The following is a 25,342-nucleotide window of genomic DNA, read 5'->3' as shown; positions in this document are numbered from 1 at the left end:
CATACCATGGGTAAATATTTTGGAACAGATGGATTTCGCGGGGAAGCAAACATTGATCTGACGGTTGAGCATGCATATAAAGTGGGAAGATTCCTCGGATGGTATTTCGGAAAAGACCACAAAGCACAGATCGTCATTGGAAAAGACACCAGACGCTCCAGCTACATGTTCGAATATTCGCTGGTAGCAGGACTGACCGCATCGGGAGCAGACGCTTATCTGCTGCACGTAACGACCACCCCGAGCGTTTCCTATGTTGTCCGTACCGAAAACTTTGACTGCGGAATTATGATCTCCGCCAGCCACAACCCGTTCTATGACAACGGAATCAAAGTCATCAACGGCCTGGGACAGAAACTGGAAGCCGACATCGAAGCGCAGATCGAAGCCTACATCGACGACGGAACACCGAAGATCCCGTTCGCAACGAGAGAAGACATCGGACGTACCGTGGATTTTGCAGCCGGAAGGAACCGCTACATTGGACACCTGATCTCGATTCCGACAAAATCCTTTAAAAACATGAGAGTCGGACTCGACTGCTCCAACGGAAGTGCCTCTTCCGTAGCCAAGAGCGTGTTTGATGCCATCGGCGCCAAGACATATGTGATCCACAACGAGCCGGACGGAACAAACATCAACTGCGGCTGTGGTTCCACCCACATCGAAGAGCTTCAGAAATATGTAAGAGAGAAACACCTCGATGTCGGATTTGCCTACGACGGAGACGCAGACCGCTGCATCGCTGTCGATGAGCTGGGAAATGTGGTAGACGGAGACCTGATCATGTATGTCTGCGGTAAATACTTAAAAGAAAAAGGCCAGTTAAACGGAGATACGATTGTGACCACGATCATGTCAAACCTCGGTCTTTACAAAGCGTGTGACCGCGCCGGTATCCGGTATGAGAAGACGGCAGTCGGCGACAAATACGTGTGCGAGAACATGATGGCAAACGGCTATTCTCTCGGCGGAGAGCAGTCCGGCCACATCATTTTCAGCAAGCACGCGACGACCGGTGACGGAATCCTGACCTCCCTGATGGTGATGGAAGTGCTGATAGATAAGAAACTCCCGCTCAGCACCCTGACAGCCGAGGTAGTGATTTACCCGCAGCTCTTAAAGAATGTCCGCGTGGCAAACAAAGCAGCTGCAAAGGCCAACCCGGCAGTACAGAAAGCAGTAGAAGACGTAGCAGAGGCCCTGGGCGATGACGGACGCATCCTCGTAAGAGAGAGCGGCACCGAGCCGGTGATCCGTGTCATGGTGGAAGCACCGGACGACGCAACGTGTGCAAAATACGTAGACCAGGTTGTTTCTGTGATGCATAAAGAAGGACTTGTGACAGAATGAAAAAAAGACTGGTAATCTTTTTTCTGGCGGCGGCAATGATGCTTGGCGGCTGTGAAAATAAAAATTCAAAGCTTTATAAAAAGGGCATCGAGGCGCTCGAACAGAAGGACTACGTAACGTCGATTGCGATGCTGGAGGGAGCCGTAAAGGCAGGCGACCGACTGGCGGAGAGCTACCGGTCGCTCGGCATCGCTTATCTGAAAAGCCAGGAGTATGACAAGGCAAAAGAGGCTTTCAAGAGCAGTCTTTCGAGCATGAAGCACAAAGACGCGGAGTTTTCGCGCGATGTCATGTATTACGAGGCGGAAACCTGCGTACAGGCCGGAGATCTGGACGGAGCCATTGAGATCTGCACCAATATTCAGGAAGAAAAGGCAGATGCCGATGCGCTGTTCCTTAGGGGACGCGCGTACTTCCTGCAGAAGAATTACGAGCAGGCGAAGGTGGATTTTGATGCGGCAGTGGAGACGAAGGAGAGCTATCAGCTCTGCCTTGACATTTACGAGCTGTATCAGGAGAGCAGCATGAAGGCGGACGGAGACCGTTACCTCGAAGCGGCAGTGAAGATTGAGCCGAAAACGACCGAGGATTATTATAACATCGGCTGCGCATACTACTATCTGGAGGAGCAGGACGAGGCGGTCAAAGCGTTCTCGAAGGCAATGAAAGACGGCAGCAGCGCGGCGATGGAAATGCTCGGCGAGGTTTACCTTTCCAATGGTCAGAACGATGAGGCGAAAGCACTGTTTTCTTCGTATCTTTCGACAGATGGCTTTGCGGCGGCAGCAAACAACGGGCTGGCGCTCTGCGCACTTGCGGAAAACGACACGGACAGTGCACTCTCGTATATCGAGGAAGGACTCAAAACGGCAGAGGATTCCGACCGGGAAAATCTGCTGTTCAACCAGATTGTATCCTATGAAAAACGGGCGGATTTTGATACCGCGAAGTCGCTGATGGCGGATTTTCTGGCAGCATACCCGGAAAACACCGCGGCGCAGCGGGAAAATACGTTTCTCCAGAACCGATAACAGACGGAGGAAGTTGGATTGTTTGATTTAAGAGAAGAACAGGAGCGCGTGATTCTGGTCGGCGTACAGGAAAACGGCGGCGCAAAAGCAGAAGAATCGCTCGACGAGCTGGCGGAACTGGCCAGCACCGCCGGTGCGAAGGTGGAGGGCCGCCTGGTGCAGGTGCGGGAGGCCATTCATCCGGGAACGTACATCGGAAAAGGAAAATTAGAGGAATTGAAAATTCTGGTGCGCGCCTGCGATGCGACGGGCATCATCTGCGACGATGAGCTCTCCTCGATCCAGTTAAAAGGGCTGGAGGAAGCACTGGAATGCAAGATCATGGACCGTACGCTTTTGATCCTGGATATCTTTGCGGCGCGCGCCGTGAGCAGCGAGGGTAAAATCCAGGTTGAGCTGGCCCAGTTAAAGTACCGTGCGTCCCGACTTTCCGGCCTTGGCACATCGCTTTCCCGTCTCGGCGGCGGAATCGGTACGAGAGGACCGGGAGAGAAAAAGCTGGAAACCGACCGGCGCCTGATCCGCACGCGTATTACGCAGTTAAAACGTGAGCTTGAGGAAGTACGCCAGCACAGAGAGCTCCTTCGTGAAGGCAGAAAACGTTCCAAAATCCCGGTAGCGGCGCTCGTAGGCTATACGTCAGCGGGAAAGAGCAGTCTTTTAAATGCACTGACAGGATCGGAAATTCTGGCAGATGCAATGCTGTTTTCCACGCTGGATACGACGACGCGGTCACTGACCCTTCCGGATGGACAGGAAATCCTGCTGACCGATACGGTTGGATTTATCAATAAGCTGCCACATCATCTGATCGATGCATTCCGCAGTACGCTGGAGGAAGCACGGTATGCCGACTATATTCTCCACGTTGTGGATACGTCAAATCCGCAGATGGAGCTGCAGATGCAGGTCGTGTACGATACGCTGCGGGAACTGAAAGTTGAGGACAAAAAGATCGTCACCCTGCTGAATAAGCAGGACAAGCTTTTCGATCCGGTTGTTGTAAAGGATTTTCGGGCAGATGCGAGCCTTGCCGTTTCTGCGAAGACGGGACAGGGACTCGAAGACCTGAAAAATTTACTTTCCTCCTGGATGATGGAAGGCAAAATTTATATTGAGCGGCTCTATCCGTATGACAAAGCGGGAACGATTTCGCTGATCCGCGGGTACGGAATTCTGCTTGAAGAGGAATATCTGTCGGAGGGCATCCGCGTAAAAGCCTATGTACCGAAGGATATCTATCCGAGGGTATAGAGGTATGGCAAGCGGGCTTAAAAACGGCAGTACATCCCTTTAAGCGCCGTACAGCGCCGAAAAATGGAAGGGACAGAACATAAGTAAAAGTACCATATCTAGTGATGTTAGAAAATTTCACACTAGATATGGTACTTTTTACTATTGACGGGAGAAACATGCTCTGCTATCATATGGTTCAGACACTGCAAAGAGTGGAACCTTAAAAAGGCCTTGCAGAAACGGTTGAATTAACAGGAGGGATTCCATGTTTCAGGTAGAAAAGAGAGACGGAACGATTGCAGAGTTCCAGATGAAAAAGATTACCGATGCGATTGGAAAAGCATTCGGCGCAAAAGATATGCAGTTCAGCGATGACATGCTTCAGATGCTGGCACTGCGCGTAACAGCGGACTTTCAGTCCAAGATCAAAGACGGAAAAATTTCAGTGGAGACAATTCAGGACAGCGTGGAGAACGTGCTGATCCAGTGCGGCTACGCAGAAGTGGCAAAAGCTTACATTCTGTACCGCAAGCAGAGGGAAAAAATCCGCAACATGAAATCGACGATCGTAGACTACAAAGAGATCGTAGACAGCTACGTAAAAGTAGAGGACTGGCGTGTCAAAGAGAACTCGACCGTAACGTATTCTGTCGGCGGTCTGATCTTAAGCAATTCCGGCGCGATCACAGCCAACTACTGGTTATCAGAGATTTATGATGACGAGATCGCCGAGGCACACCGCAACGCGGATATTCACATCCACGACCTGTCGATGCTGACCGGCTACTGTGCAGGATGGTCGTTAAAACAGCTCATCAAAGAAGGACTTGGCGGCATCAACGGAAAGATTACTTCTTCTCCGGCAAGACATCTTTCGGTTCTGTGCAACCAGATGGTCAACTTCCTCGGCATTATGCAGAACGAGTGGGCAGGTGCGCAGGCATTTTCTTCATTTGATACGTATCTGGCGCCGTTCGTCAAAGTGGACAACTTAAGCTACGGCGAAGTGAAGAAGTGCATCGAGGCGTTTATCTACGGCGTCAACACACCGAGCCGCTGGGGAAGCCAGGCACCGTTCTCCAACATCACACTCGACTGGACCGTACCGGATGACCTCGCGGAGCTTCCGGCGATCGTCGGCGGTAAGGAGATGGACTTCAAGTACAAAGACTGTAAAAAAGAGATGGATATGGTCAACAAAGCGTTCATCGAGACGATGATCGAGGGAGATGCCAACGGAAGAGGCTTCCAGTACCCGATCCCGACCTACTCCATCACATCCGATTTTGACTGGTCCGATACGGAGAATAACCGTCTGCTGTTCGAAATGACTGCAAAATACGGTACCCCGTACTTCTCCAACTACATCAACAGCGATATGAAACCAAGCGACGTGCGCTCCATGTGCTGCCGTCTCCGCCTGGATCTGCGTGAGCTTCGAAAGAAAACCGGCGGATTCTTCGGTTCCGGCGAGAGCACCGGATCGGTCGGCGTTGTCACCATCAATATGCCGCGTATCGCATATCAGTCCAAAGATGAGAAAGAGTTCTACCGCCGTCTCGATCATATGATGGATATTGCCGCACGTTCGTTAAAGACGAAACGTGAGGTCATTACCCGCCTCCTGGACGAGGGACTGTATCCATATACGAAACGGTACCTTGGAACGTTTGAGAACCACTTCTCAACCATCGGTCTGATCGGTATGAACGAGGCCGGCTTAAATGCCGCATGGCTCGGAAAGGGTCTGGAGGATCCGAAGACACAGCAGTTTACGAAAGAAGTTCTGAACCATATGAGAGAGCGTCTTTCTGATTACCAGGAGGAGTACGGCGATCTGTACAACCTTGAGGCAACTCCGGCGGAGTCGACCGCATACCGTCTGGCAAAACACGACCGTGCAAAATGGCCGGATATCAAGACCGCAGGCCATGAGGGAGATACCCCGTACTACACCAACAGCTCCCATCTGCCGGTGGACTATACCGAGGATATTTTCTCTGCGCTTGATATTCAGGATGATCTGCAGACGCTGTACACCTCGGGAACTGTATTCCATGCGTTCCTTGGCGAAAAACTGCCGGACTGGAAAGCAGCAGCTTCCCTTGTGCGGAAGATTGCAGAGAACTACAAACTGCCGTACTACACGCTGTCCCCGACGTATTCTGTCTGTGCGAACGACGGCTATCTCGCCGGCGAGCACTTTACATGTCCGATCTGTGGAAAAGAGGCAGAGGTTTACAGCCGTATCACGGGATATTACCGTCCGGTCAAGAACTGGAACGACGGAAAACGCCAGGAGTACAAGAACAGAACTGTATATGATATCATCCACTCCAAATCGCCGGAGCAGAAAATGAAATCGTACGGCGCAGCAGAGAAACTGGCAGAGCAGGCCGCTGGAAAAGAAGAGCCGAAAGCCGCTGCAGCAGCAGATAAAATCGAGGAAGACGGCATGTACCTGTTCACGACAAGCACCTGCCCGAACTGCAAAATGGCAAAAGAAATGCTCGCCGAGGAGCAGTATGAGGTGATCGACGCAGAGCGTCACCCGGATCTTGCCGCACAGTACGGCATCATGCAGGCACCGACTCTTCTCGTTGTGGAGGACGGCCAGGCGCAGAAGATTGTGAATGCTTCCAATATCCAGAAATATGTGGATGAATATCTCTCCTAAATCTGTGCGCATATAGTTGCAGGAAAGAACAAACAGAGTTATAATAGGAAAAAGTGATACCCTCGCCCGGGCATCCCGGGTGGGGGTATTATTATGGCGCTGAGCACAGCAGAAATCGGCCCGGTGGACCGGTTTCACTTACAGAAGGGAGAAAAATTATGGGATACAGCCAGGACACAATCTGTGTACAGGGAGGATGGCAGCCGAAAAACGGTGAGCCGCGTGTACTTCCGATTTACCAGAGCACAACATTCAAATATGCAACCAGCGAGGAAATGGGAAAACTGTTCGATCTGGAGGAGGAGGGATATTTCTATTCCCGTCTGCAGAACCCGACGAACGACGTCGTAGCACAGAAAATCTGCGATCTGGAGGGCGGCGTGGCAGCCATGCTCACATCTTCCGGCCAGGCGGCAACGATGCTTGCTGTTACCAATATCTGTGAGGCAGGCGACCACGTTGTCTGCGCGGCAAAGGTTTACGGAGGAACCTCCAACCTGCTCGCCGTTACCTTAAAACGATTCGGCATCGAGACTACCCTCGTGGACCAGGATGCGCCGGCAGATGAGCTGGAAAAAGCATTCCAGCCGAACACCAAAGCTGTCTTTGCCGAGACGATTTCCAACCCGGCAGGTGTTGTACTTGACATTGACAAGTTTGTTAAACTTGCACATGAGCACGGCGTTCCGATGATCTGCGACAACACCTTTGCAACCCCGATCAACTGCCGTCCGTTCGAGTTCGGTGTAGATATTGTCACCCATTCCACCACAAAATACATGGACGGCCATGCAATGGCGCTCGGCGGAGCGATTGTCGATTCCGGAAACTTCGACTGGGATGCGCATGCAGACAAATTCCCGGGCCTTACTACACCGGACGAATCGTACCACGGCGTGATTTATACGCAGAAATTCGGTAAAAAAGCGTATATCACAAAAGCAACCGCACAGCTGATGCGTGATATGGGAGCGTGCCAGTCCCCGCAGAATGCATTCCTGACGAATGTCGGTCTGGAGACCCTGCACCTGCGCGTGGAGCGCCACTGCAGAAATGCCGAGAAAGTGGCAGAGTTCCTGAAAAATCATCCGAAGGTAGCGTGGGTTGAGTACGCAGGCCTTGCAGACAGCAAATACCATGCACTGGCAGAAAAATATATGCCGAACGGAACGTGCGGCGTTCTCTGCTTCGGACCGAAGGGCGGAAGAGACGGTGCGATGCGTTTTACGAACGGCCTGAAAATGGTAGCAATTGTAACACACGTTGCCGATGCAAGAAGCTGCGTTCTGCACCCGGCAAGCCATACCCACCGCCAGCTGAACGATCAGCAGCTCATCGAAGCCGGTGTTCTGCCGGATCTGATCCGTCTGTCGGTCGGCATTGAGGATGTGAACGATATCATTGCAGACCTTGATCAGGCGCTTGCGAACGTATAAAGATACAAAAAACAGGATGTGAAAAGGAGCGTATTGGTAAAATGGAAGAAATGGCAAAGAAACGCGTAAAAGATTCTGAGACAGAGCAGTCGTATCTTCTGATGCACCGCCATATCAACGGCTATGGCCGTCTGTTCGGCGGCCAGCTGGTCGCGTGGATCGATGAGCTTGCCGGTCTGGTGGGACGCCGCCACTGCGGCCACGAAATCACCACCGCGTGCATCGACAATCTGAACTTCAAGCATCCTGCTTTTCTGAACGACACCGTCGTGCTGGTCGGAAGAATGACGTATGTCGGACGCACCTCAATGGAGGTGCGCGTCGACACGTACGTGGAAGAGCTTGCGACCGGCATTCGGAAAATGATCAACCGTGCCTACGTGGTGATGGTGGCCATCGACGAGAACGGCCGCGCACTTCCCGTTCCGGGGCTGATTCTGGAATCTCCGGAGCAGGAAGCTGAGTGGGAGGGCGGAAAACGCCGCTATGAACTGCGAAAAGAGCGTCACAGAGAGGGGTTCTAAGTTGACGTTTACCCGCACATTTGCAGAATCCACCGGGGCGTTTACCGGAGCTGTCTTCGTGCATTCTGAAAATTTCATTTAAAAAAAATCCCGCCGTGTCCCTTGACAGGCGGGATTTTCCATGTTAAGGTAAAGGCAGTTATACGACTGACGGAAGTGGAAATGACCACAGGGAGTATAGCGTGAGAAGAGGCCGACCGTCTGGGCAGAAGAATGCTTGGGGGAGTGGGTCTGTTTTTTTATCCAAAAACAGAAAATCCCATTCCAGCCACATTGAAAAGGAGAACAGAAGATGAAAAAAGTATCACTGGAACAGGAATTAAAAGGAAATGCATATCCAGGAAGAGGAATTGTGATCGGCAGATCCAAAGACGGCACAAAAGCCGTTGCCGGATACTTTATTATGGGCAGAAGCCAGAACAGCCGTAACCGTGTCTTTGTTGAGGAGGGTGAGGGAATCCGCACACAGGCGTTTGATCCGTCGAAGCTGGAAGATCCGAGCCTGATCATCTACGCACCGGTACGCGTTCTGGGAAATGATACGATCGTAACAAACGGAGACCAGACCGATACCGTATACGAAGGACTGGAGCAGGGAAAAACGTTTGAGGTATCCCTTAGAAGCAGAGAGTTTGAGCCGGATGCACCGAACTACACTCCTCGTATTTCCGGTGTGATGCACGTAGAGAACGGAACGTACGGCTACCAGATGTCGATCTTAAAGAGCAATAACGGCGATCCTTCCCAGTGCAACCGCTACACCTTCTCCTATGATAACTGTGTAGCAGGGGAAGGCCATTTCATCCACACCTACATGCACGACGGCAATCCGCTGCCAAGCTTTGAGGGTGAGCCAAAACTGGTCGAGATTCCGGATGACATCGATGCTTTCACCGAACTGCTCTGGAGCAGCTTAAACGAGGACAACAAGGTGTCCCTCTTCACACGCTATATCGACATTGCAACCGGCAAGTATGAGACAAGAATCGTGAATAAAAATAAATAAGAAATCGAGTGTTTTGCGAAAGGAGAAAATCATGAAAGAATTAGCGTTAAAATACGGATGCAACCCGAACCAGAAACCTTCCAGAATTTACATGGATGATGACAGAGATCTTCCGATCGAAGTATTAAGCGGCCGTCCGGGCTATATCAATTTTCTGGATGCCTTCAATGGCTGGCAGCTGGTACGTGAGCTGAAAGCAGCCACCGGTCTTCCGGCAGCAACTTCCTTCAAGCACGTTTCCCCGGCAGGTGTAGCCGTAGGTCTTCCGCTGGACGAGACCCTGCGTAAAATTTACTGGGTAGACGATATGGGAGAGCTTTCTCCGTTAGCATGCGCTTATGCAAGAGCCAGAGGCGCAGACCGTATGTCTTCTTTCGGCGACTTTATCGCACTTTCTGATGTCTGCGACAAAGACACCGCATCTCTGATCAAACGTGAGGTTTCTGACGGTGTCATCGCTCCGGGATTTACCGATGAAGCACTGGAAATCTTGAAAGCAAAGAAAAAAGGTAACTACTGCGTCATCAAAATCGACGAGAATTACCGTCCGGCTCCGCTCGAGCACAAACAGGTCTTCGGCATTACCTTTGAGCAGGGCCGCCAGGAGCTGCCGATCGACGATGAGCTGCTCTCCAACGTGGTAACCGAGAACAAAGAGATTCCGGAAGCAGCAAAACGCGATCTGAAGATTGCACTGATTACCTTAAAATATACCCAGTCCAACTCCGTATGCTTCGTCAAAGACGGTCAGGCCATCGGTGTCGGCGCAGGCCAGCAGTCCCGTGTGCACTGCACCCGTCTTGCCGGACAGAAAGCCGACAACTGGTTCCTGCGTCAGTGCCCGAAGGTGCTGGATCTGCAGTTCGTAGACGGCATCCGCCGCGCAGACCGTGACAATGCGATCGACGTTTACATCGGCGAGGAGTACATGGATGTTCTCGCAGACGGCGCATGGGAGAAGATCTTCAAAGTAAAACCGGAAGTCTTCACAAGAGAAGAGAAACGTGCATGGCTCGACCAGATGAAGGGCGTAACCTTAGGTTCCGATGCCTTCTTCCCGTTCAGCGACAACATCGAGCGCGCACACAAGAGCGGCGTCCAGTACATCGCAGAGCCGGGCGGATCGGTTCGTGATGACGCTGTCATCGAGTGCTGCAACAAGTACAACATGGCGATGGCATTTACAGGAATCCGTCTGTTCCATCACTAAAAAGAAATGCGTTTTATATTTATATAAGAAGAAAGAATCCGGTCTCTGGGCGGCCGGATTCTTTCTTTTTTTCGCACATGTATCATCAAAGAGAGAGTAGCACTTTCTGAAGAATAAAAAATAAGCAGGAAGAGGGCGGTACCGCCCTTTTTCTGTCGAAAACCCCTGTTCTTTTTCGGAAAAGTGTGATAAAATACCCCATGGGCGTATCTTTTGCCCGCTGCAAAAAGGAGGATGAGGAATATGCGGCAGATGGAATTTAAAATGGAGCGACAGGGACTTCTCGAGGAAGGCCAGGAAGTCAACGTGACAGAAAGCGCACTGCCTACCTCCTATTATTATACGATTACCCCGGCAGTGGCCATGAGCAGGAATTATCAGGCGTATGAGAGGCTGCAGTCCCGGAAGGGAATCGTAAAAGAAGTAAAAGAGACACCGAGAGGATTCTATACGGTAGTGGAGTTTGATGAAGATGAGCCGACCTGACGAGAACAAAAATGAGCACCCGGTGGTGCATCCGATTCCGCCGGTTTACCGCGCCGATTCCCGGATTCTGATTCTCGGCAGTTTTCCGTCCGTAAAATCCAGGGAGACCGGATTTTTTTACGGCCATCCGCAGAACCGTTTCTGGAAAGTGACGGCAGCCGTGTGCGGGGAAGAGGTGCCGCAGACCGTGGAAGAGAAGAAGGCGTTTCTGCTCCGGAATCATATCGCTGTCTGGGATGTGATCGCGTCCTGCGTCATCACAGGCTCGAGTGATGCGAGCATCCGCGATGTTGTGCCGAATCCGCTGCAGGACATTCTGGAATGCGCCGATATCCGGCAGATTTACTGCAACGGGGCGACCGCGTGGAAGTATTACCGGAAGTACCAGGAGAAGCAGCTGGGACGGGAAGCGGTTCGCCTTCCGTCGACGAGTCCCGCGAACGCCGCATGGTCTGTGGAGCGGCTGCTTGGCGAGTGGAGCCAGTGCGGAGAAGTCTTACGAAACGGAGAGTGACAGGATGAAAAAAGAGTACGAGACCGTCTGGGAGATTTTTAATGAGTGTGCCAATAATCAGATGCGGGACGTCTTTTTCGACGAGATCGAGACGGATGACCCGGAGGCGTATATCCGTCAGAAATTTCCGGACAAAAACTTAAAATATGAAAAAACGGTGGAAGCGGACGGATCTCTGGTCTTTGACATTGAGACCTCCGGCATCCGCCAGCGGTTTACGTTTACAGAAATCTGAATCGCGCAGAAAATATCAGAAAAGCGGAGAAAAAAACGATGAGTGAAGAAAAACACACGCATGTGCATGTGCTGGAAGACGGCACCGTGATCGAGCATTCCCACGATCACGCCCACGGGCACCATCATACAAATACAAAAGCAGTCTTAAACCGCCTCTCCCGCGCGATCGGACACATGGAGTCGATCAAGCGGATGGTAGAGGAAGGCCGGGACTGCACTGAGGTTCTGATCCAGCTGTCTGCCGTGAAGGCGGCCATTAACAATACAGGAAAAATTATCCTGGAGGATCACATTGAACATTGCATCGTCGATGCAGTCGAGCATGGGGACACAAAAGCGATTCAGGAGCTGAATAAGGCGATCGACCGCTTTGTCAAATAAGCAAGAAAAACAAGAAAAGAGGAAAGAAACATGGCAAAAGAATGCAGCAATTCGAGCTGTTCCAAAGAAAGCTGCGAAGGATGTCCAAGCAAAGCAGGACAGGGCAAACCGGATTTTCATATTGATCTGAATGCCGATTCTTCAATCAAACATGTCATTGGCGTTGTCAGCGGCAAGGGCGGTGTTGGTAAATCCATGGTAACCGCATCTCTGGCAAACCAGAAAGCAAAAGAGGGCTACAAGGTTGGTATCCTCGATGCCGATATCACAGGACCGTCCATCCCGAAAATGTATGGCCTGAAAGGACCTGCAAACGTAGATGACAAGGGCGTTTACCCGGCAGTTGCAGCAAACGGCGTAAAGGTAATGTCCATCAACCTCCTGCTTCCGGGCGAGGAAGAGCCGGTCATCTGGAGAGGACCTGTCATCGCAGGAACCGTAAAACAGTTCTGGACCGACGTCATCTGGGGCGACCTGGACTATCTCTTCGTCGATATGCCGCCAGGAACCGGTGATGTTCCGCTGACCGTTTTCCAGTCTCTTCCGGTAGACGGCGTAGTGATCGTATCTTCCCCGCAGGATCTGGTGCGCATGATCGTCATGAAAGCCTACAAGATGGCACAGATGATGAGCGTTCCGGTGCTCGGTATCGTAGAGAACTACAGCTACCTCGTATGTCCGGACTGCGGCAAAAAGCTGTCCATTTTCGGCGAAAGCCACATCGACGAGATCGCAGCCGAGATCGGCGTGCCGGTTCTCGGCAAAATGCCGATTCATCCGGAGTTTGCCGAGCTGGTGGACGAAGGAAGATTTGCAGAAGTGGATAACACCGATATTGCAAAGATCAACATCTAATCATTAAATATAGAAGCAAGTAATGGCATGAAAAACTCGTTTTTCCTTGATTTTACAAGGAAAAGCGGGTTTTTTTGACAAGATTTTTACGTTTCTTTTGGCAAAAACTATTTTATTTTAAACGGATTTTGTGTAACCGGTTACACACGACTGCGCAAATGAGACAAAAAGCGACAAATATGAAGGGTTAATGAGAAAAACTTGCATAAAAAACATGCATAATATGGCAAAAACAAGGAAATAAATTCAATATTGACATTTAAAGAGAAAAAGTGCATAATCTACCTCAACGATAGGAAAACAAACAGCTATTGATTAAGAAAGAGGTGAATCGTATGTCACACTGCGTAGTAAGACTCAATGGAACTGAGGAAGTAGAGGAGTTTGTAAAAGCAGCTTCCAAATGTGATTTTGATATTGACATTTTTTACAACCGCGTTATTATTGATGCAAAATCCATTCTTGGCATCCTCAGCATGGATCTGAACCGTGATCTCACCGTACACTGCTATGGTGACAGTCCGGCATTCAATAAAACCCTGCAGAAATTTGCTGTAGCATAAATTTTATTAAGGGAAACGAAAAAAATTCAGCCTGCGCCGCCAGCGAGAGTAGAGACAGAATTTGCGCAGGGGACTTTCTGAAGAAAAACTAATCACACGAGACACATAACTTCAGAGAGAAAAAAGGAGACTGTTGCGGCAGTCTCCTTTTTTCTGTATAATGATAACTATTCAGAGCCATGCGAAATTCCAGAAAAGGACACGAATCATGCTTGCATGAATGAGCGTTCTTTTCTGGAATTTCATATGGCGAGAAGCCACATCGAGATGCAGCGCAGCGGAATCGAGATGGGGCTCTGAATAGTCTGGTTAGAAAAGGAGCGGGCTAGTGGAAGAGAAGAAGAAAGAGATCCGGATTTCCGTGCGGAATCTGGTGGAGTTTATTCTGCGCAGCGGGGATCTGGACAACTCGTCGGGCGGTTTTGGCGAGCGGGATGCCATGCAGGCGGGAACGCGGGTGCATCAGCAGATTCAGAAAAAACGGGGCGCCGATTACCATGCGGAGGTTCCGCTGGTTCACGAAAAAGAATATGAGCATTTCATCCTGCGCGTCGAGGGAAGAGCAGACGGCATGTACGAGGACGGAACCACGACCGTGATCGAGGAGATCAAGGGAACGTACCGTGACCTCGAAACGATGGAAGAGCCGGTTCCGGTACATCTGGCACAGGCGAAGTGCTACGCTTACATCTACGGCCTTCAGAACCGCAAAGAGGAGATGGGCGTGCTGATGACGTACACCCTGCTCTCCTCCGAGGAGGAAGGCCTTCTGCGCCCGCTCACCAAAGAAGAGGTAAAGCCGGAGCACTCTAACTGGCGCATCCGCCATTTTCTGCAGACGTACAAGCTCCCGGAACTGGAGCAGTGGTTCGATGAGCTACTCGACGCCTGGTTTATCTGGGCGGAATTCCAGTACCAGTGGCAGAAAGCGCGAGATGCCTCAATGCAGCACCTCGAATTCCCCTTCCCGTACCGGAAAGGCCAGCGGGAACTGGTGAGCGGCGTCTACCGTACCATTCTGCGGAAAAAAGAACTCTTCGTCCAGGCGCCGACCGGCATCGGAAAAACAATGTCCACGGTCTTTCCGGCCATCCGCGCGATCGGAGAGGGCTGCGGCGACCGTCTTTTTTATCTGACTGCGAAAACCATCACCCGTACCGTGGCAGAGGAGGCGGTCTCTATTCTAAAAGAGAAGGGACTGCAGTTCAAAGCAATCACGCTGACCGCAAAAGAAAAAATGTGTATCCTCGATGAGCCCGAATGCGATCCGATCCACTGCCCGCGCGCGAAAGGTCATTTTGACCGGATCAACGCGGCGGTGTACGAGATGCTGACGGAATGTGATTCCTACACAAGAGAGGAAGTCCTGCGCCAGGCGGAAAAATGGAACGTCTGCCCGCACGAGTTCCAGTTTGATGTGGCTTCGTGGGTGGACGGCGTGATCTGCGATTACAACTATGCGTTTGATCCGACCTCGAAATTAAAACGCTTTTTCGCAGAAGGAACGAAGGGTGACTACATCTTTCTGATCGACGAGGCGCATAACCTGGTCGAGCGGGGCCGCGATATGTTCAGTGCCACGCTCGTCAAAGAGGAGATTTTAAAGGTCCGCCAGCTCCTCCGCCCGTATGCACCGGGCAAAAAGCTCGAGAAGGCGCTGAATCGCTGCAATCACCAGATGCTCGTCTACAAAAGAGAGTGCGATTCCTGTACGGAGCTGGAAAGCGTATCGACGTTTCTTATGATGGTCAATCAGCTGCTGGAAGAACTGGCGGGCTGGCTGGAAGCGCATAAGACAAGCGAAATCCGGAAGCAGGTTCTGGAATTTTACTTTAACTTGCGAAATTTTTCCGAGATTTACAATTTAGTGGATGAAAATTATCTGATCTACACGAGTTATCTCGATAACGGCGATTTTGCACTGCGCCTGTTCTGCGTCAACCCGGCGGAGAATCTGCAGCAGTGTATCAACCAGGGGCGGTCGGCCGTTTTCTTTTCCGCGACGCTGCTGCCGGTGCAGTATTATAAGAAGATGTTCAGCACGAATACGGACGATTACGCGATTTACGTGGAGTCCCCGTTTGATCCCACGAAGCGGTGTCTGGCGATCGGAAGCGAGGTCAGCACGAAGTATCAGCGGAGAAACCGCGCAGAGTTTGAGAAGATCGCCGCCTATCTGAACGAGATGATCCAGAGCCGGAAGGGCAACTATATGGCGTTCTTCCCGTCATACCGCCTGATGCAGGATGTCTATGCGGTCTATGAGGAACTGTATGCAGATGAAAACGTGACCTGCCTGATCCAGGAGTCGGCGATGCGGGAGCAGGAGAGAGAAGCGTTTCTGGAAGCGTTTGCGAAAGACAACGAGAAAACGCTGGTGGGATTCTGTATCATGGGAGGCATTTTCTCGGAGGGAATTGATCTGGACGGGGAAAAGCTGATCGGCGCGGCCGTTGTGGGAGCCGGAATCCCGCAGGTGGGGCCGGAGAGAGAACTTTTAAAGCAATATTTTGACCGCAGCGGAGAGAACGGTTTCGACTACGCGTACCGCTATCCCGGCATGAATAAAGTATTGCAGGCGGCAGGGCGCGTGATCCGTACGACGGAGGACACGGGTGTGATTCTGTTGCTCGACGAGCGGTTCCGAAACCGGGAGTACCGCGAGCTGTTCCCAAGAGAATGGGAGGACTGCCGGATTGTGCAGCGCAGCAGCCTCCCGGAGGTAATCCATTCGTTTTGGGAGAGGGTGGATTGTGAGAGCGGATCAAAAGCCGGGCAGCAGGAAATGAAATCTCGGTGCAGCGCTGAACGTTACGTGTGATCCGCGCGGTTCCGGTATTCGCTCGGCGAGCAGCCCATCTGCTGCCGGAAAATTTTAGAAAAATAGGCAGGACTGGAAAATCCGGTCTGTTCCGCTACGGAAGTGATACTGGCCTGGCGCTCGAGAAGGAGCGGCAGGCTTTTTTCAATACGGTAATCGAGAAGATAGTCAAACAGGGATTCGTTCATGCATTTCTTGAAAAAACGGCAGCATTCACTGCGGCAGATGTGGATCTGTGCGGCGAGATCCTCGAGCGTCAGATGCTCCATATAATGGCGGTGGATGTAGTCGAGCAGAATGCGGAGCCGCTCAACATCACGCGCTGCCGCCGTGTTCTGGGATTCACCGGAAAACGATGCGTGGCGGTAAATCTCAATCCAGATCGACAGCAGAAGCTCCTGGATTTCCATCTCAAACGCGGACGGCTGTGAAAGCGAGAGGTCGTAGATGCGGTGCATACAGGCAAGTACCTGGTTCTGCCAGTCGATCTCCGGCGAAAAGACGATGGAGGCGAGCTGCATATCCGTCAGCACCGGTTCGACGTAGCGCGTCTGGATCACACTGTTTGAAAAACCATAGAGAAAGCGCGGGGCGAACGTGGTTGAAATATAGACGCAGTCCATCCCGTCGATCATGTGGCCGCTGTGAAGCGCATTCGTGTTGCAGAAAATGCCGTCCCCTTCTTTTAAGACATACGATTTGCCGTTGACCTGATATCCGATCTGCCCCGAGAGGACAAACGTCAGCTCAATTTCCGGGTGCCAGTGCCAGGAAAAGGAGCCGCGCTCGTAGCGGGAGAGCTGTTCGTAACTGATGTTGACAGGAAATTCATAGCTGCCGTGGGCCTTCAGCTCACGGTTTTCTTTATCCATGCGGATCTGCATGAAACGTACCTCCAATCCATAAAATCCGTTAAAAATCATACGATAAGTAAAGTATGCGGCAAAAAGGGAAAAAAAACAAGAAAAAATCGAAGATCACCTCAATATAATTATCGTTTGCCCCAATATTGTTGTTGCAGATGGGCGTACGGCTCACTATAATGATACTTAAGAAGATAAGAAAAAACACACAAACACACAATACACACACAACACACAAAACGAAACCACGAAAACAACACACCAAAAAGAAAAGGAGACAACAAAATGAAACAGCAGGTACTGGATTGTTTTGCAAAACTGTTCGGGGGAGAGGGCGACATCCGCACCTACTTCGCACCTGGACGTGTGAACCTGATCGGTGAGCACACCGATTACAACGGAGGCCACGTATTTCCATGTGCACTGACCATCGGAACCTACATGGCAGCAAGAAAACGTGACGACAGAAAGCTTCGTTTTTACTCTATGAACTTTGAAAAACTCGGCGTGGTAGAATCTTCCCTTGATGAATTTCAGATGGGCAAAGAAGGCAACTGGACCGCATATCCGAAGGGAATGATGTGGGCATTTTGCCAGAAGGGCTTCCCGGTAGAGCAGGGCTTCGATATCGTACTCTACGGAAACATTCCGAACGGCTCCGGCCTTTCCTCTTCCGCATCCGTTGAGACCGTAACCGGCGTAATGCTGCGTGACATGTTCGGCTACGACACCATCTCCATGATCGACATCGCTCTGTACGGCCAGTTCTCCGAGAACAACTACAACGGCGTCAACTGCGGTATCATGGATCAGTTCGCCATCGCCATGGGCAAAAAGGACTGTGCGATCTTCCTTGACACCAGTGATCTGAAATATGAGTACGCACCGGTTAAACTGGAAGGCGCAAGAATTGTCATCTCCTGCAGCAACAAGAAACGCGGCCTTGGCGACTCCAAATACAACGAGCGCCGCAGCGAGTGCGAGACTGCTCTGGCTGAGATTCAGAAAGTCAAAGACATCAAGAGCCTTGGCGAGCTGACCGAGGAAGAGTTTGAGACAGTGAAAGATGCCATCAAAGATCCGGTCCGCCAGAAACGTGCAAAACATGCTGTTTACGAGAACCAGAGAACCGTTCAGGCCGTTGCAGCTTTAAAGGCAAACGACATCGCAAAATTCGGCGAGCTGATGAACGCATCCCACGTTTCCCTGCGTGATGACTATGAGGTAACCGGCATCGAGCTGGATACTCTTGTGGAAGAAGCATGGAACTGCCCGGGTGTCATCGGATCCCGTATGACAGGCGCAGGCTTCGGCGGATGCACCGTCAGCATCGTAAAAACAGAAGATATTGACAACTTCATCGCAAAAGTAGGCGCAGCTTACAAAGAAAAAATCGGCTATGCCGCAGACTTCTATGTCGTAGACATCGGAGACGGCGCAGACGTATTAAAATAAGAAATAAAAAAGCTGGATCGGCAGCAGGGAGGAAGCTACAGTGATTAACGAGAGTATTGCAAAACTGGTAAAATATGGAGAAAATGCCGGTCTTGTTTCGGGACTGGATAAAATCTATGCGACAAACCGGATTCTGGAAGTCATGCAGATTTCCGATTACGAAGAGCCGGAGCAGATTCCGGAGACCCCGGATCTGGAAGAGACTTTAAATGAACTGCTTGATGATGCAGCTAAGCGCGGTCTTCTCGAACACAACAGCGTCGTTTACCGCGATCTGTTCGATACGAAACTGATGGACTGCCTGATGCCGCGCCCGGGAGAGGTGGTAAAGAAGTTTGAGGAACTCTATGCGAAGAGCCCGCAGGAGGCAACCGATTACTTCTACAAACTGAGCCAGGATTCCAACTACATCCGCAGATACCGCATCGCAAAGGATATCCGCTGGAGCGTACCGAGTGCCTACGGCGATATCGATATCTCGATCAACCTCTCCAAACCGGAGAAGGACCCGAAGGCGATCGCGGCTGCAAAACTGGCAAAACAGAGCGGTTATCCGAAATGCCTGCTCTGCAAGGAGAATGTGGGCTATGCGGGACGCGTCAACCACCCGGCGCGCCAGAACCACCGCATCATTCCGCTGACGATCAATCAGACGGAGTGGGGATTCCAGTACTCGCCATATGTGTATTACAATGAGCACTGCATCGTGTTCAATTTCCAGCATAACCCGATGAAGATCGAGCGCGCGACCTTTGTGAAGCTGTTTGACTTTATCAAGCTGTTTCCGCACTACTTCATCGGTTCCAATGCGGATCTGCCGATCGTGGGAGGCTCCATTTTAAGCCACGATCATTATCAGGGCGGCCACTATACCTTCGCAATGGCGAAAGCGCCGATCGAGCGCCATTTTACCATCAAAGGATACGAGGATGTGGAAACCGGCATCGTCAAATGGCCGCTGTCCGTCATCCGGATCCGCCACAAAGATGAGAAACGGCTGATCGATCTGGCAGAGCATATCCTGAACTGCTGGAGAGGTTACACGGATGAGGATGCGTTTGTATTCGCCGAGACTGACGGAGAGCCGCACAACACGATCACGCCGATCGCAAGAAAAGTGGGCGATACGTTCGAACTCGATCTGGCACTGCGCAACAACATCACGACGGACGAATGCCCGCTCGGTGTTTACCATCCGCATGCACAGTATCATCACATCAAAAAAGAGAACATCGGCCTTATTGAGGTTATGGGACTTGCGATTCTGCCGGCGCGCTTAAAAGATGAGCTGGAAGAGCTTTCCAAATGCCTCGTAGAGGGAAAAGATGTCCGCGCTGTCGCAGAGCTGGAGAAACATGCCGACTGGGTAGACGAATTCCTGCCGCGCCATCCGGAGCTGAACAGCGAAAATGTGATGGATATCCTGAAAGAGGAAGTCGGAAAAGTCTTTGTCGGCGTACTCGAGGATGCCGGCGTTTACAAGTGCACTGAGGAAGGCAGAAGTGCATTTGCAAAATTCATGGAAACGTTGTAGAATAAACTAAATGCTTCAATTAACCCGCTGCGGCAAAAAAAGCAGCAGCGAAGGAAAACATGGAGGATACCAAAATGAAAATCTTAGTTACTGGCGGTGCAGGCTATATTGGAAGCCACACCTGTGTGGAACTGCTGAACGCAGGCTATGACGTTGTTGTCATGGACAACCTTTACAATGCAAGCGAGAAAGCCATCGAGCGTGTAGAACAGATTACCGGAAAGAAAGTAACCTTCTACAAAACCGATATGCTGGACCGCGAAGGCGTAAAGAAAATTTTCGACAACGAGAAAATTGACGCTGTCATCCATTTCGCAGGCTTAAAAGCAGTCGGCGAGTCCGTACATAAACCGATTGAATATTATCACAACAACATGACCGGAACCCTGATTCTCTGCGATGAGATGAGAAACCATGGCGTAAAGAACATCATCTTCAGTTCTTCTGCAACCGTATACGGCAATCCGGCACAGATTCCGATCACCGAGGAGTGCCCGAAGGGAACCCCGACCAACCCATACGGCTGGACAAAAAGCATGCTCGAGCAGGTTCTGACCGACATCCACACCGCAGATCCGGAATGGAATGTTATCCTGCTTCGCTACTTCAACCCGATCGGAGCGCATAAGAGCGGCCTTATCGGAGAGGATCCGAAGGGCATCCCGAACAACCTGCTTCCGTATGTCGCACAGGTTGCCATCGGAAAACTCGAGTGCATCGGTGTTTTCGGTGATGACTACGATACTCCGGACGGAACGGGTGTCCGCGATTACATCCATGTTGTTGACCTGGCACGCGGCCATGTAAAAGCCATCCAGAAACTGGCTGACAACGAGGGCGTTTCCATTTACAACCTCGGAACCGGCAAAGGCTACAGCGTACTCGATGTGATCCACGCATTCGAGAAAGCATGCGGCCATCCGCTGAAATACGAAATCAAACCGCGCCGTGACGGTGATATCGCAACCTGCTACTCCAAATGCGACAAAGCAAAAGAGGAGCTTGGCTGGGAGGCTGAGTACGGCATCGAGGAGATGTGTGCCGATTCCTGGAACTGGCAGCAGAAGAATCCGAACGGATATAACGACTAATGTAATGTGAGTGTTATCTGGCGGTCCGCCGATACTTGAAAGAGTGTCGGCGGGCCGTTTTTGTATAGATAAATTCAGTCTTTTTTCACAAAGTCCGGCTTGCTAATTAAGAGGGAATCCGATATAATGTAAGAGTTAAAGTGTCCGTAAAAAAGAGGGGCGGTTTGACATACAAGGAGGAAAAGCATGGACGATAGAAAAAATCAGAACCGGGAACCAGAAAAAGGCTCCGGGGGAGGACCGAAAAACAGACAGACGATACTCATTATCCTGATCTGCCTCCTCGTCAGCCTGATGGTGATGGGACTTCTGAACAATGCCCTTGGGGGAATTACTTCCGAGGATCTTGACTATAGCAAATTCCTGGACATGGTAAACAACGATGAAGTGCAGGAAGTTGTCTTGAAATCGGGAACACTGACCGTAACGCCGAAAGACCAGAAATCGGAGGGAATCACCTATCAGGTAACGATGATGGGAGATGAGCAGGAGCTGGTCGATCTGTTACAGGAGAAAGGCATTACGTACCACAAAGATCCGCCGGATTCTACCGGAACGATCATTTACACATTGCTGACCGTCATTCTGCCGGTTGTGATGCTTGTCGCTGTCATGGTATGGGTGATGCGCAGCATGAACAAAGGCGGCGGAGTCATGGGCGTAGGAAAGAGCAGAGCAAAGGCCTACGTACAGAAAGAAACCGGCGTGACATTCCGCGATGTTGCGGGACAGGACGAGGCAAAAGAATCGCTCCAGGAGGTTGTGGATTTCCTGCATAACCCTGGAAAATACACGACAATCGGTGCAAAACTTCCGAAAGGAGCGCTTCTTGTAGGCCCTCCTGGAACCGGAAAAACACTGCTTGCCAAAGCCGTAGCCGGTGAGGCGCACGTACCGTTTTTCTCGATGTCCGCTTCGGAATTTGTCGAGATGTTCGTCGGTGTCGGTGCATCGCGTGTGCGTGACCTGTTTGAGGAAGCAAAGAAAAACGCACCGTGCATCATCTTTATCGATGAGATCGATGCGATCGGAAAGAGCCGTGACAACAGCTACAACAGCAACGACGAGCGGGAGCAGACGTTAAACCAGCTCCTCGCCGAGATGGACGGATTCGACAGCTCCAAGGGTATTCTGATCCTTGCGGCCACAAACCGCCCGGAGGTTCTTGACCCGGCGCTGCTGCGTCCAGGCCGTTTTGACCGCCGGATTATCGTAGAAAGACCGGACCTGAAAGGCCGTGTGGAAATCCTGAAAGTACACGCCAAGAACGTATCGCTCGATGAGACGGTTGATCTCGACGGCATCGCACTTGCGACATCGGGAGCCGTTGGTTCGGATCTTGCAAATATGATCAACGAGGCAGCGATTCTTGCGGTCAAGAACGGAAGAAAAGCCGTTTCCCAGAAGGATCTTCTCGAGGCAGTCGAGGTTGTCCTCGTCGGAAAAGAGAAGAAGGACCGCATCTTAAGCCAGGAAGAGCGAAAGATCGTTTCCTACCACGAGGTAGGCCACGCACTTGTTACTGCACTGCAGAAGGATTCCGAGCCGGTACAGAAAATCACGATTGTGCCGCGTACGATGGGTGCGCTCGGCTACGTCATGCAGGTGCCGGAGGAGGAGAAATACCTCAACACGAAGAGCGAACTCGAGGCGATGATCGTCGAGTGCCTCGGTGGAAGAGCGGCAGAGGAGATCGTATTCGGCAACGTGACAACGGGAGCTTCGAATGATATCGAGAAAGCGACGAAGATTGTCCGCGCGATGATCACGCAGTACGGTATGTCGGAGAAATTCGGTCTGATCGGTCTTGCGACCCAGCAGAATCAGTACCTCGACGGAAGAATGGTCTTAAACTGCGGCGATGCCACAGCAACCGAAATCGACCACGAGGTCATGAAGATCCTGAAAGAGTCGTATGAGCAGGCAAAAGAACTTCTGGCAGCTAACCGCGATGCGATGGATGAAATCGCAGCTTACCTGATCCAGAAAGAGACGATCACCGGAAAAGAATTTATGGAGATTTTTCATCAGGTGATTGCAAAACGGAATGGAAACGCGGAAGAAGCGGTTGAAAATCCAGAAGTATAAAAAGAAAGCGAAAAGGCCCGGCGGGAGCAGAGAAAACGATCTCTGCACGCTGGGCATTTTCAACATTACAGTCCCAAAAAGAGGAGGGTCGTATGGCGTTTGATATCCAGGAAGAACTGAAAAAACTGCCGGGGAAACCCGGCGTCTATCTGATGCACGACGCGGACGATACAATTATCTACGTAGGAAAGGCGATTTCGCTGAAAAACCGTGTCCGCCAGTATTTCCAGACGAGCCGCAACAAAGGGCCGAAGATTGAGCGGATGGTCACGCATATCGCCCGTTTTGAGTATATTGTGACGGATTCCGAACTGGAGGCGCTCGTGCTGGAGTGCAACCTTATCAAAGAGCACCGTCCGAAATACAATACGATGCTGAAAGATGACAAGGCGTACCCGTACATTAAGGTGACCGTGAACGAGGATTTTCCACGCATTCTGTTTTCCCATCAGATGAAGAAGGACAAGGCGAAATATTTCGGCCCGTACACGAGCGCCGGAGCTGTGAAAGATACGATCGAACTGTTGCGGAAGCTGTACGATATCCGTTCCTGCAATAAGAGCCTGCCAAAGGAGATCGGCAAGGACCGCCCGTGTCTTTACTATCACATCCACCAGTGTAAGGCGCCGTGCCAGGGATACATTTCCAAAGAAGAGTACGGCGAGCAGATCAAAAAGGCGATCAGTTTTCTGAATGGAAATTACAATGACATGATCAAAGAGCTGACTGGAAAAATGACGGAGGCGGCTGAGGAGATGCGGTTCGAGCAGGCGGCGGAGTACCGTGATCTGATCGACAGCGTGCGCAGGATCGGCGAGCGGCAGAAGATTACGAACAGTGACGGCGAGGACAAAGATGTCATTGCGCTTGCGATGGACAAAGAGGATGCGGTGGCGCAGGTCTTCTTTATCCGGAACGGAAAGCTGATCGGGCGGGAGCATTATTATCTGCGGATCGGGGAGGAGGAGCAGAAAAGCGAGGTGCTGCTCACGTTTATGAAACAGTTCTATTCCGGCACGCCGTTCATCCCGCGGGAAATCATGATTTCCGAGGAGATTGCCGAGCAGGAGCTGATGGAAGAGTATTTAAGCAGCAAACGGGGCCAGAAGGTCCGCATCCGCGTGCCGAAAAAGGGCAGCAAGGAAAAAATGGTGGAACTGGCAGAGCGGAACGCACAGATCGTTCTCGACCAGGACCGCGAGCGGATCAAGCGGGAAGAGGGTCGGACGGTCGGTGCCGTAAAAGAGATCGCCAGATGGCTGAACCTGCCGTCGATCGACCGCATCGAGGCGTACGATATCTCCAATATCAGCGGTTTCCAGTCGGTCGGCTCGATGATCGTCTACGAGAAAGGAAAGCCAAAGCGCGCCGATTACCGAAAATTCAAGATCAAATCCGTCGAGGGACCGAACGATTACGCCAGTATGAAAGAGGTCTTAAGCCGCCGTTTTCTGCGCGGCATCCAGGAGGACAGCGGTTTCGAGCGGCTGCCGGACCTGATCATGATGGACGGCGGACGCGGCCAGGTTAACATTGCGCTTGAGGTGCTTGAAGAAATGGATCTTGCGATTCCGGTCTGCGGTATGGTAAAGGACGACAAGCACCGCACGAGGGGTCTGTATTTTCGAAACGTGGAAATCCCGATTGACCGGAACAGCGAGGGCTTCAAACTGATCACACGCGTGCAGGACGAGGCGCACCGCTTTGCAATCGAATACCACCGCCTGCTGCGGAGCAAGGGCCAGGTCCACTCGATTCTCGACGACATCCCGGGCATCGGGCCGACAAGAAGGAAAGAACTGATGCGCCACTTTCAGGGAATTGATGATATCAAGGCGGCAACCGTGGAAGAACTTTCCGGACTTCCGGGCATGAATAAAAAGGCGGCGGAGCAGGTTTACACATTCTTTCACGCACCTGCACAGGAGGAAAATGAGGATTCGTCAAAATAGTTAAATTTCTAGGTTGCCCGTGATGCTTT

At 51.3% G+C, this 25,342-nt stretch carries 21 protein-coding genes and 1 riboswitch; of the genes, 20 read left to right on the top strand and 1 reads right to left on the bottom strand.

Annotated elements, in window-relative coordinates; translation table 11 throughout:
- Nucleotides 1-6: 6 nt before the first annotated feature.
- The 15 genes from glmM (at nucleotide 7) to DW642_RS06590 (ending at nucleotide 16,330) form a co-directional block, all read left to right on the top strand.
- Nucleotides 7-1,353: a phosphoglucosamine mutase gene (gene glmM, locus DW642_RS06660; RefSeq protein WP_022462134.1), complete on the top strand. Its 1,347-nt coding sequence runs from the start codon at nucleotides 7-9 to the stop codon at nucleotides 1,351-1,353.
- Nucleotides 1,350-2,384, top strand: coding sequence for a tetratricopeptide repeat protein (locus DW642_RS06655; RefSeq protein WP_117509671.1), 1,035 nt, complete (start codon nucleotides 1,350-1,352; stop codon nucleotides 2,382-2,384). Before glmM ends, DW642_RS06655 begins: the two co-directional genes overlap by 4 nt.
- 18 nt (nucleotides 2,385-2,402) lie before the next feature.
- Nucleotides 2,403-3,638: a GTPase HflX gene (gene hflX, locus DW642_RS06650; protein WP_117509670.1), complete on the top strand. Its 1,236-nt coding sequence runs from the start codon at nucleotides 2,403-2,405 to the stop codon at nucleotides 3,636-3,638.
- Nucleotides 3,639-3,885: 247 nt separating this feature from the next.
- Entirely contained in the window at nucleotides 3,886-6,297 is a 2,412-nt protein-coding gene (locus DW642_RS06645) for a ribonucleoside triphosphate reductase (RefSeq protein WP_117509669.1), read from the top strand.
- Nucleotides 6,298-6,455: 158 nt separating this feature from the next.
- Entirely contained in the window at nucleotides 6,456-7,733 is a 1,278-nt protein-coding gene (locus tag DW642_RS06640) for an O-acetylhomoserine aminocarboxypropyltransferase/cysteine synthase family protein (RefSeq protein ID WP_055227011.1), read from the top strand.
- A gap of 41 nt (nucleotides 7,734-7,774) precedes the next feature.
- On the top strand, nucleotides 7,775-8,257 hold the full coding sequence (locus DW642_RS06635) for an acyl-CoA thioesterase (protein WP_117509668.1): 483 nt from the start codon (nucleotides 7,775-7,777) through the stop codon (nucleotides 8,255-8,257).
- A gap of 133 nt (nucleotides 8,258-8,390) precedes the next feature.
- Nucleotides 8,391-8,471: riboswitch (ZMP/ZTP riboswitch) on the top strand.
- Nucleotides 8,472-8,549: 78 nt separating this feature from the next.
- On the top strand, nucleotides 8,550-9,263 hold the full coding sequence (locus tag DW642_RS06630) for an IMP cyclohydrolase (RefSeq protein WP_022463110.1): 714 nt from the start codon (nucleotides 8,550-8,552) through the stop codon (nucleotides 9,261-9,263).
- Nucleotides 9,264-9,294: 31 nt separating this feature from the next.
- Entirely contained in the window at nucleotides 9,295-10,473 is a 1,179-nt protein-coding gene (locus tag DW642_RS06625) for a phosphoribosylaminoimidazolecarboxamide formyltransferase (RefSeq protein ID WP_117509667.1), read from the top strand.
- 243 nt (nucleotides 10,474-10,716) lie between these two features.
- Nucleotides 10,717-10,959: a hypothetical protein gene (locus DW642_RS06620; protein WP_022463113.1), complete on the top strand. Its 243-nt coding sequence runs from the start codon at nucleotides 10,717-10,719 to the stop codon at nucleotides 10,957-10,959.
- Complete coding sequence (locus tag DW642_RS06615; RefSeq protein WP_022463114.1) at nucleotides 10,946-11,473, top strand: DNA-deoxyinosine glycosylase; 528 nt, start codon at nucleotides 10,946-10,948, stop codon at nucleotides 11,471-11,473. The genes DW642_RS06620 and DW642_RS06615 overlap by 14 nt, the downstream gene beginning before the upstream one ends.
- A 4-nt stretch (nucleotides 11,474-11,477) precedes the next feature.
- Nucleotides 11,478-11,708 (top strand): hypothetical protein, encoded by a 231-nt coding sequence (locus DW642_RS06610; protein WP_022463115.1) that lies wholly within the window; start codon nucleotides 11,478-11,480, stop codon nucleotides 11,706-11,708.
- A gap of 38 nt (nucleotides 11,709-11,746) precedes the next feature.
- Entirely contained in the window at nucleotides 11,747-12,091 is a 345-nt protein-coding gene (locus DW642_RS06605) for a metal-sensing transcriptional repressor (protein WP_055219739.1), read from the top strand.
- Between the two features lie 30 nt (nucleotides 12,092-12,121).
- A complete protein-coding gene (locus tag DW642_RS06600) occupies nucleotides 12,122-12,946 on the top strand; it encodes an Mrp/NBP35 family ATP-binding protein (protein WP_055219741.1) in 825 nt (274 codons plus the stop codon).
- A 335-nt stretch (nucleotides 12,947-13,281) separates the two neighbouring features.
- The gene (locus tag DW642_RS06595; RefSeq protein ID WP_022463118.1) at nucleotides 13,282-13,509 is read left to right on the top strand and encodes an HPr family phosphocarrier protein; all 228 of its coding nucleotides are present in this window, start codon (nucleotides 13,282-13,284) and stop codon (nucleotides 13,507-13,509) included.
- 328 nt (nucleotides 13,510-13,837) lie between these two features.
- Nucleotides 13,838-16,330 (top strand): ATP-dependent DNA helicase, encoded by a 2,493-nt coding sequence (locus tag DW642_RS06590; protein WP_117509666.1) that lies wholly within the window; start codon nucleotides 13,838-13,840, stop codon nucleotides 16,328-16,330.
- Here the strand turns inward: DW642_RS06590 and DW642_RS06585 are convergent.
- Nucleotides 16,321-17,214, bottom strand: a complete 894-nt coding sequence (locus DW642_RS06585; RefSeq protein WP_055219743.1) for an AraC family transcriptional regulator — start codon at nucleotides 17,212-17,214, stop codon at nucleotides 16,321-16,323. The genes DW642_RS06590 and DW642_RS06585 overlap by 10 nt on opposite strands.
- 264 nt (nucleotides 17,215-17,478) lie before the next feature.
- Between DW642_RS06585 and DW642_RS06580 the strand changes: the two genes are divergently transcribed.
- The 5 genes from DW642_RS06580 to uvrC all read left to right on the top strand — a co-directional run bounded on the left by DW642_RS06580 (nucleotide 17,479) and on the right by uvrC (nucleotide 25,313).
- Entirely contained in the window at nucleotides 17,479-18,648 is a 1,170-nt protein-coding gene (locus DW642_RS06580; RefSeq protein ID WP_117509665.1) for a galactokinase, read from the top strand.
- Nucleotides 18,649-18,688: 40 nt separating this feature from the next.
- Entirely contained in the window at nucleotides 18,689-20,182 is a 1,494-nt protein-coding gene (galT, locus tag DW642_RS06575) for a UDP-glucose--hexose-1-phosphate uridylyltransferase (RefSeq protein WP_055219747.1), read from the top strand.
- A 74-nt stretch (nucleotides 20,183-20,256) separates the two neighbouring features.
- Entirely contained in the window at nucleotides 20,257-21,273 is a 1,017-nt protein-coding gene (gene galE, locus DW642_RS06570; RefSeq protein WP_022463123.1) for a UDP-glucose 4-epimerase GalE, read from the top strand.
- A gap of 186 nt (nucleotides 21,274-21,459) precedes the next feature.
- On the top strand, nucleotides 21,460-23,361 hold the full coding sequence (gene ftsH / locus DW642_RS06565) for an ATP-dependent zinc metalloprotease FtsH (RefSeq protein WP_055219748.1): 1,902 nt from the start codon (nucleotides 21,460-21,462) through the stop codon (nucleotides 23,359-23,361).
- A 92-nt stretch (nucleotides 23,362-23,453) separates the two neighbouring features.
- Nucleotides 23,454-25,313: an excinuclease ABC subunit UvrC gene (gene uvrC / locus DW642_RS06560; RefSeq protein ID WP_117509664.1), complete on the top strand. Its 1,860-nt coding sequence runs from the start codon at nucleotides 23,454-23,456 to the stop codon at nucleotides 25,311-25,313.
- The last annotated feature ends 29 nt before the right edge of the window (nucleotides 25,314-25,342 follow it).

The organism is Blautia sp. AM23-13AC (assembly GCF_003435675.1).
GTDB classification, from domain to species: domain Bacteria; phylum Bacillota; class Clostridia; order Lachnospirales; family Lachnospiraceae; genus Fusicatenibacter; species Fusicatenibacter saccharivorans.
This window is presented reverse-complemented; position numbering and strand designations above follow the sequence as displayed.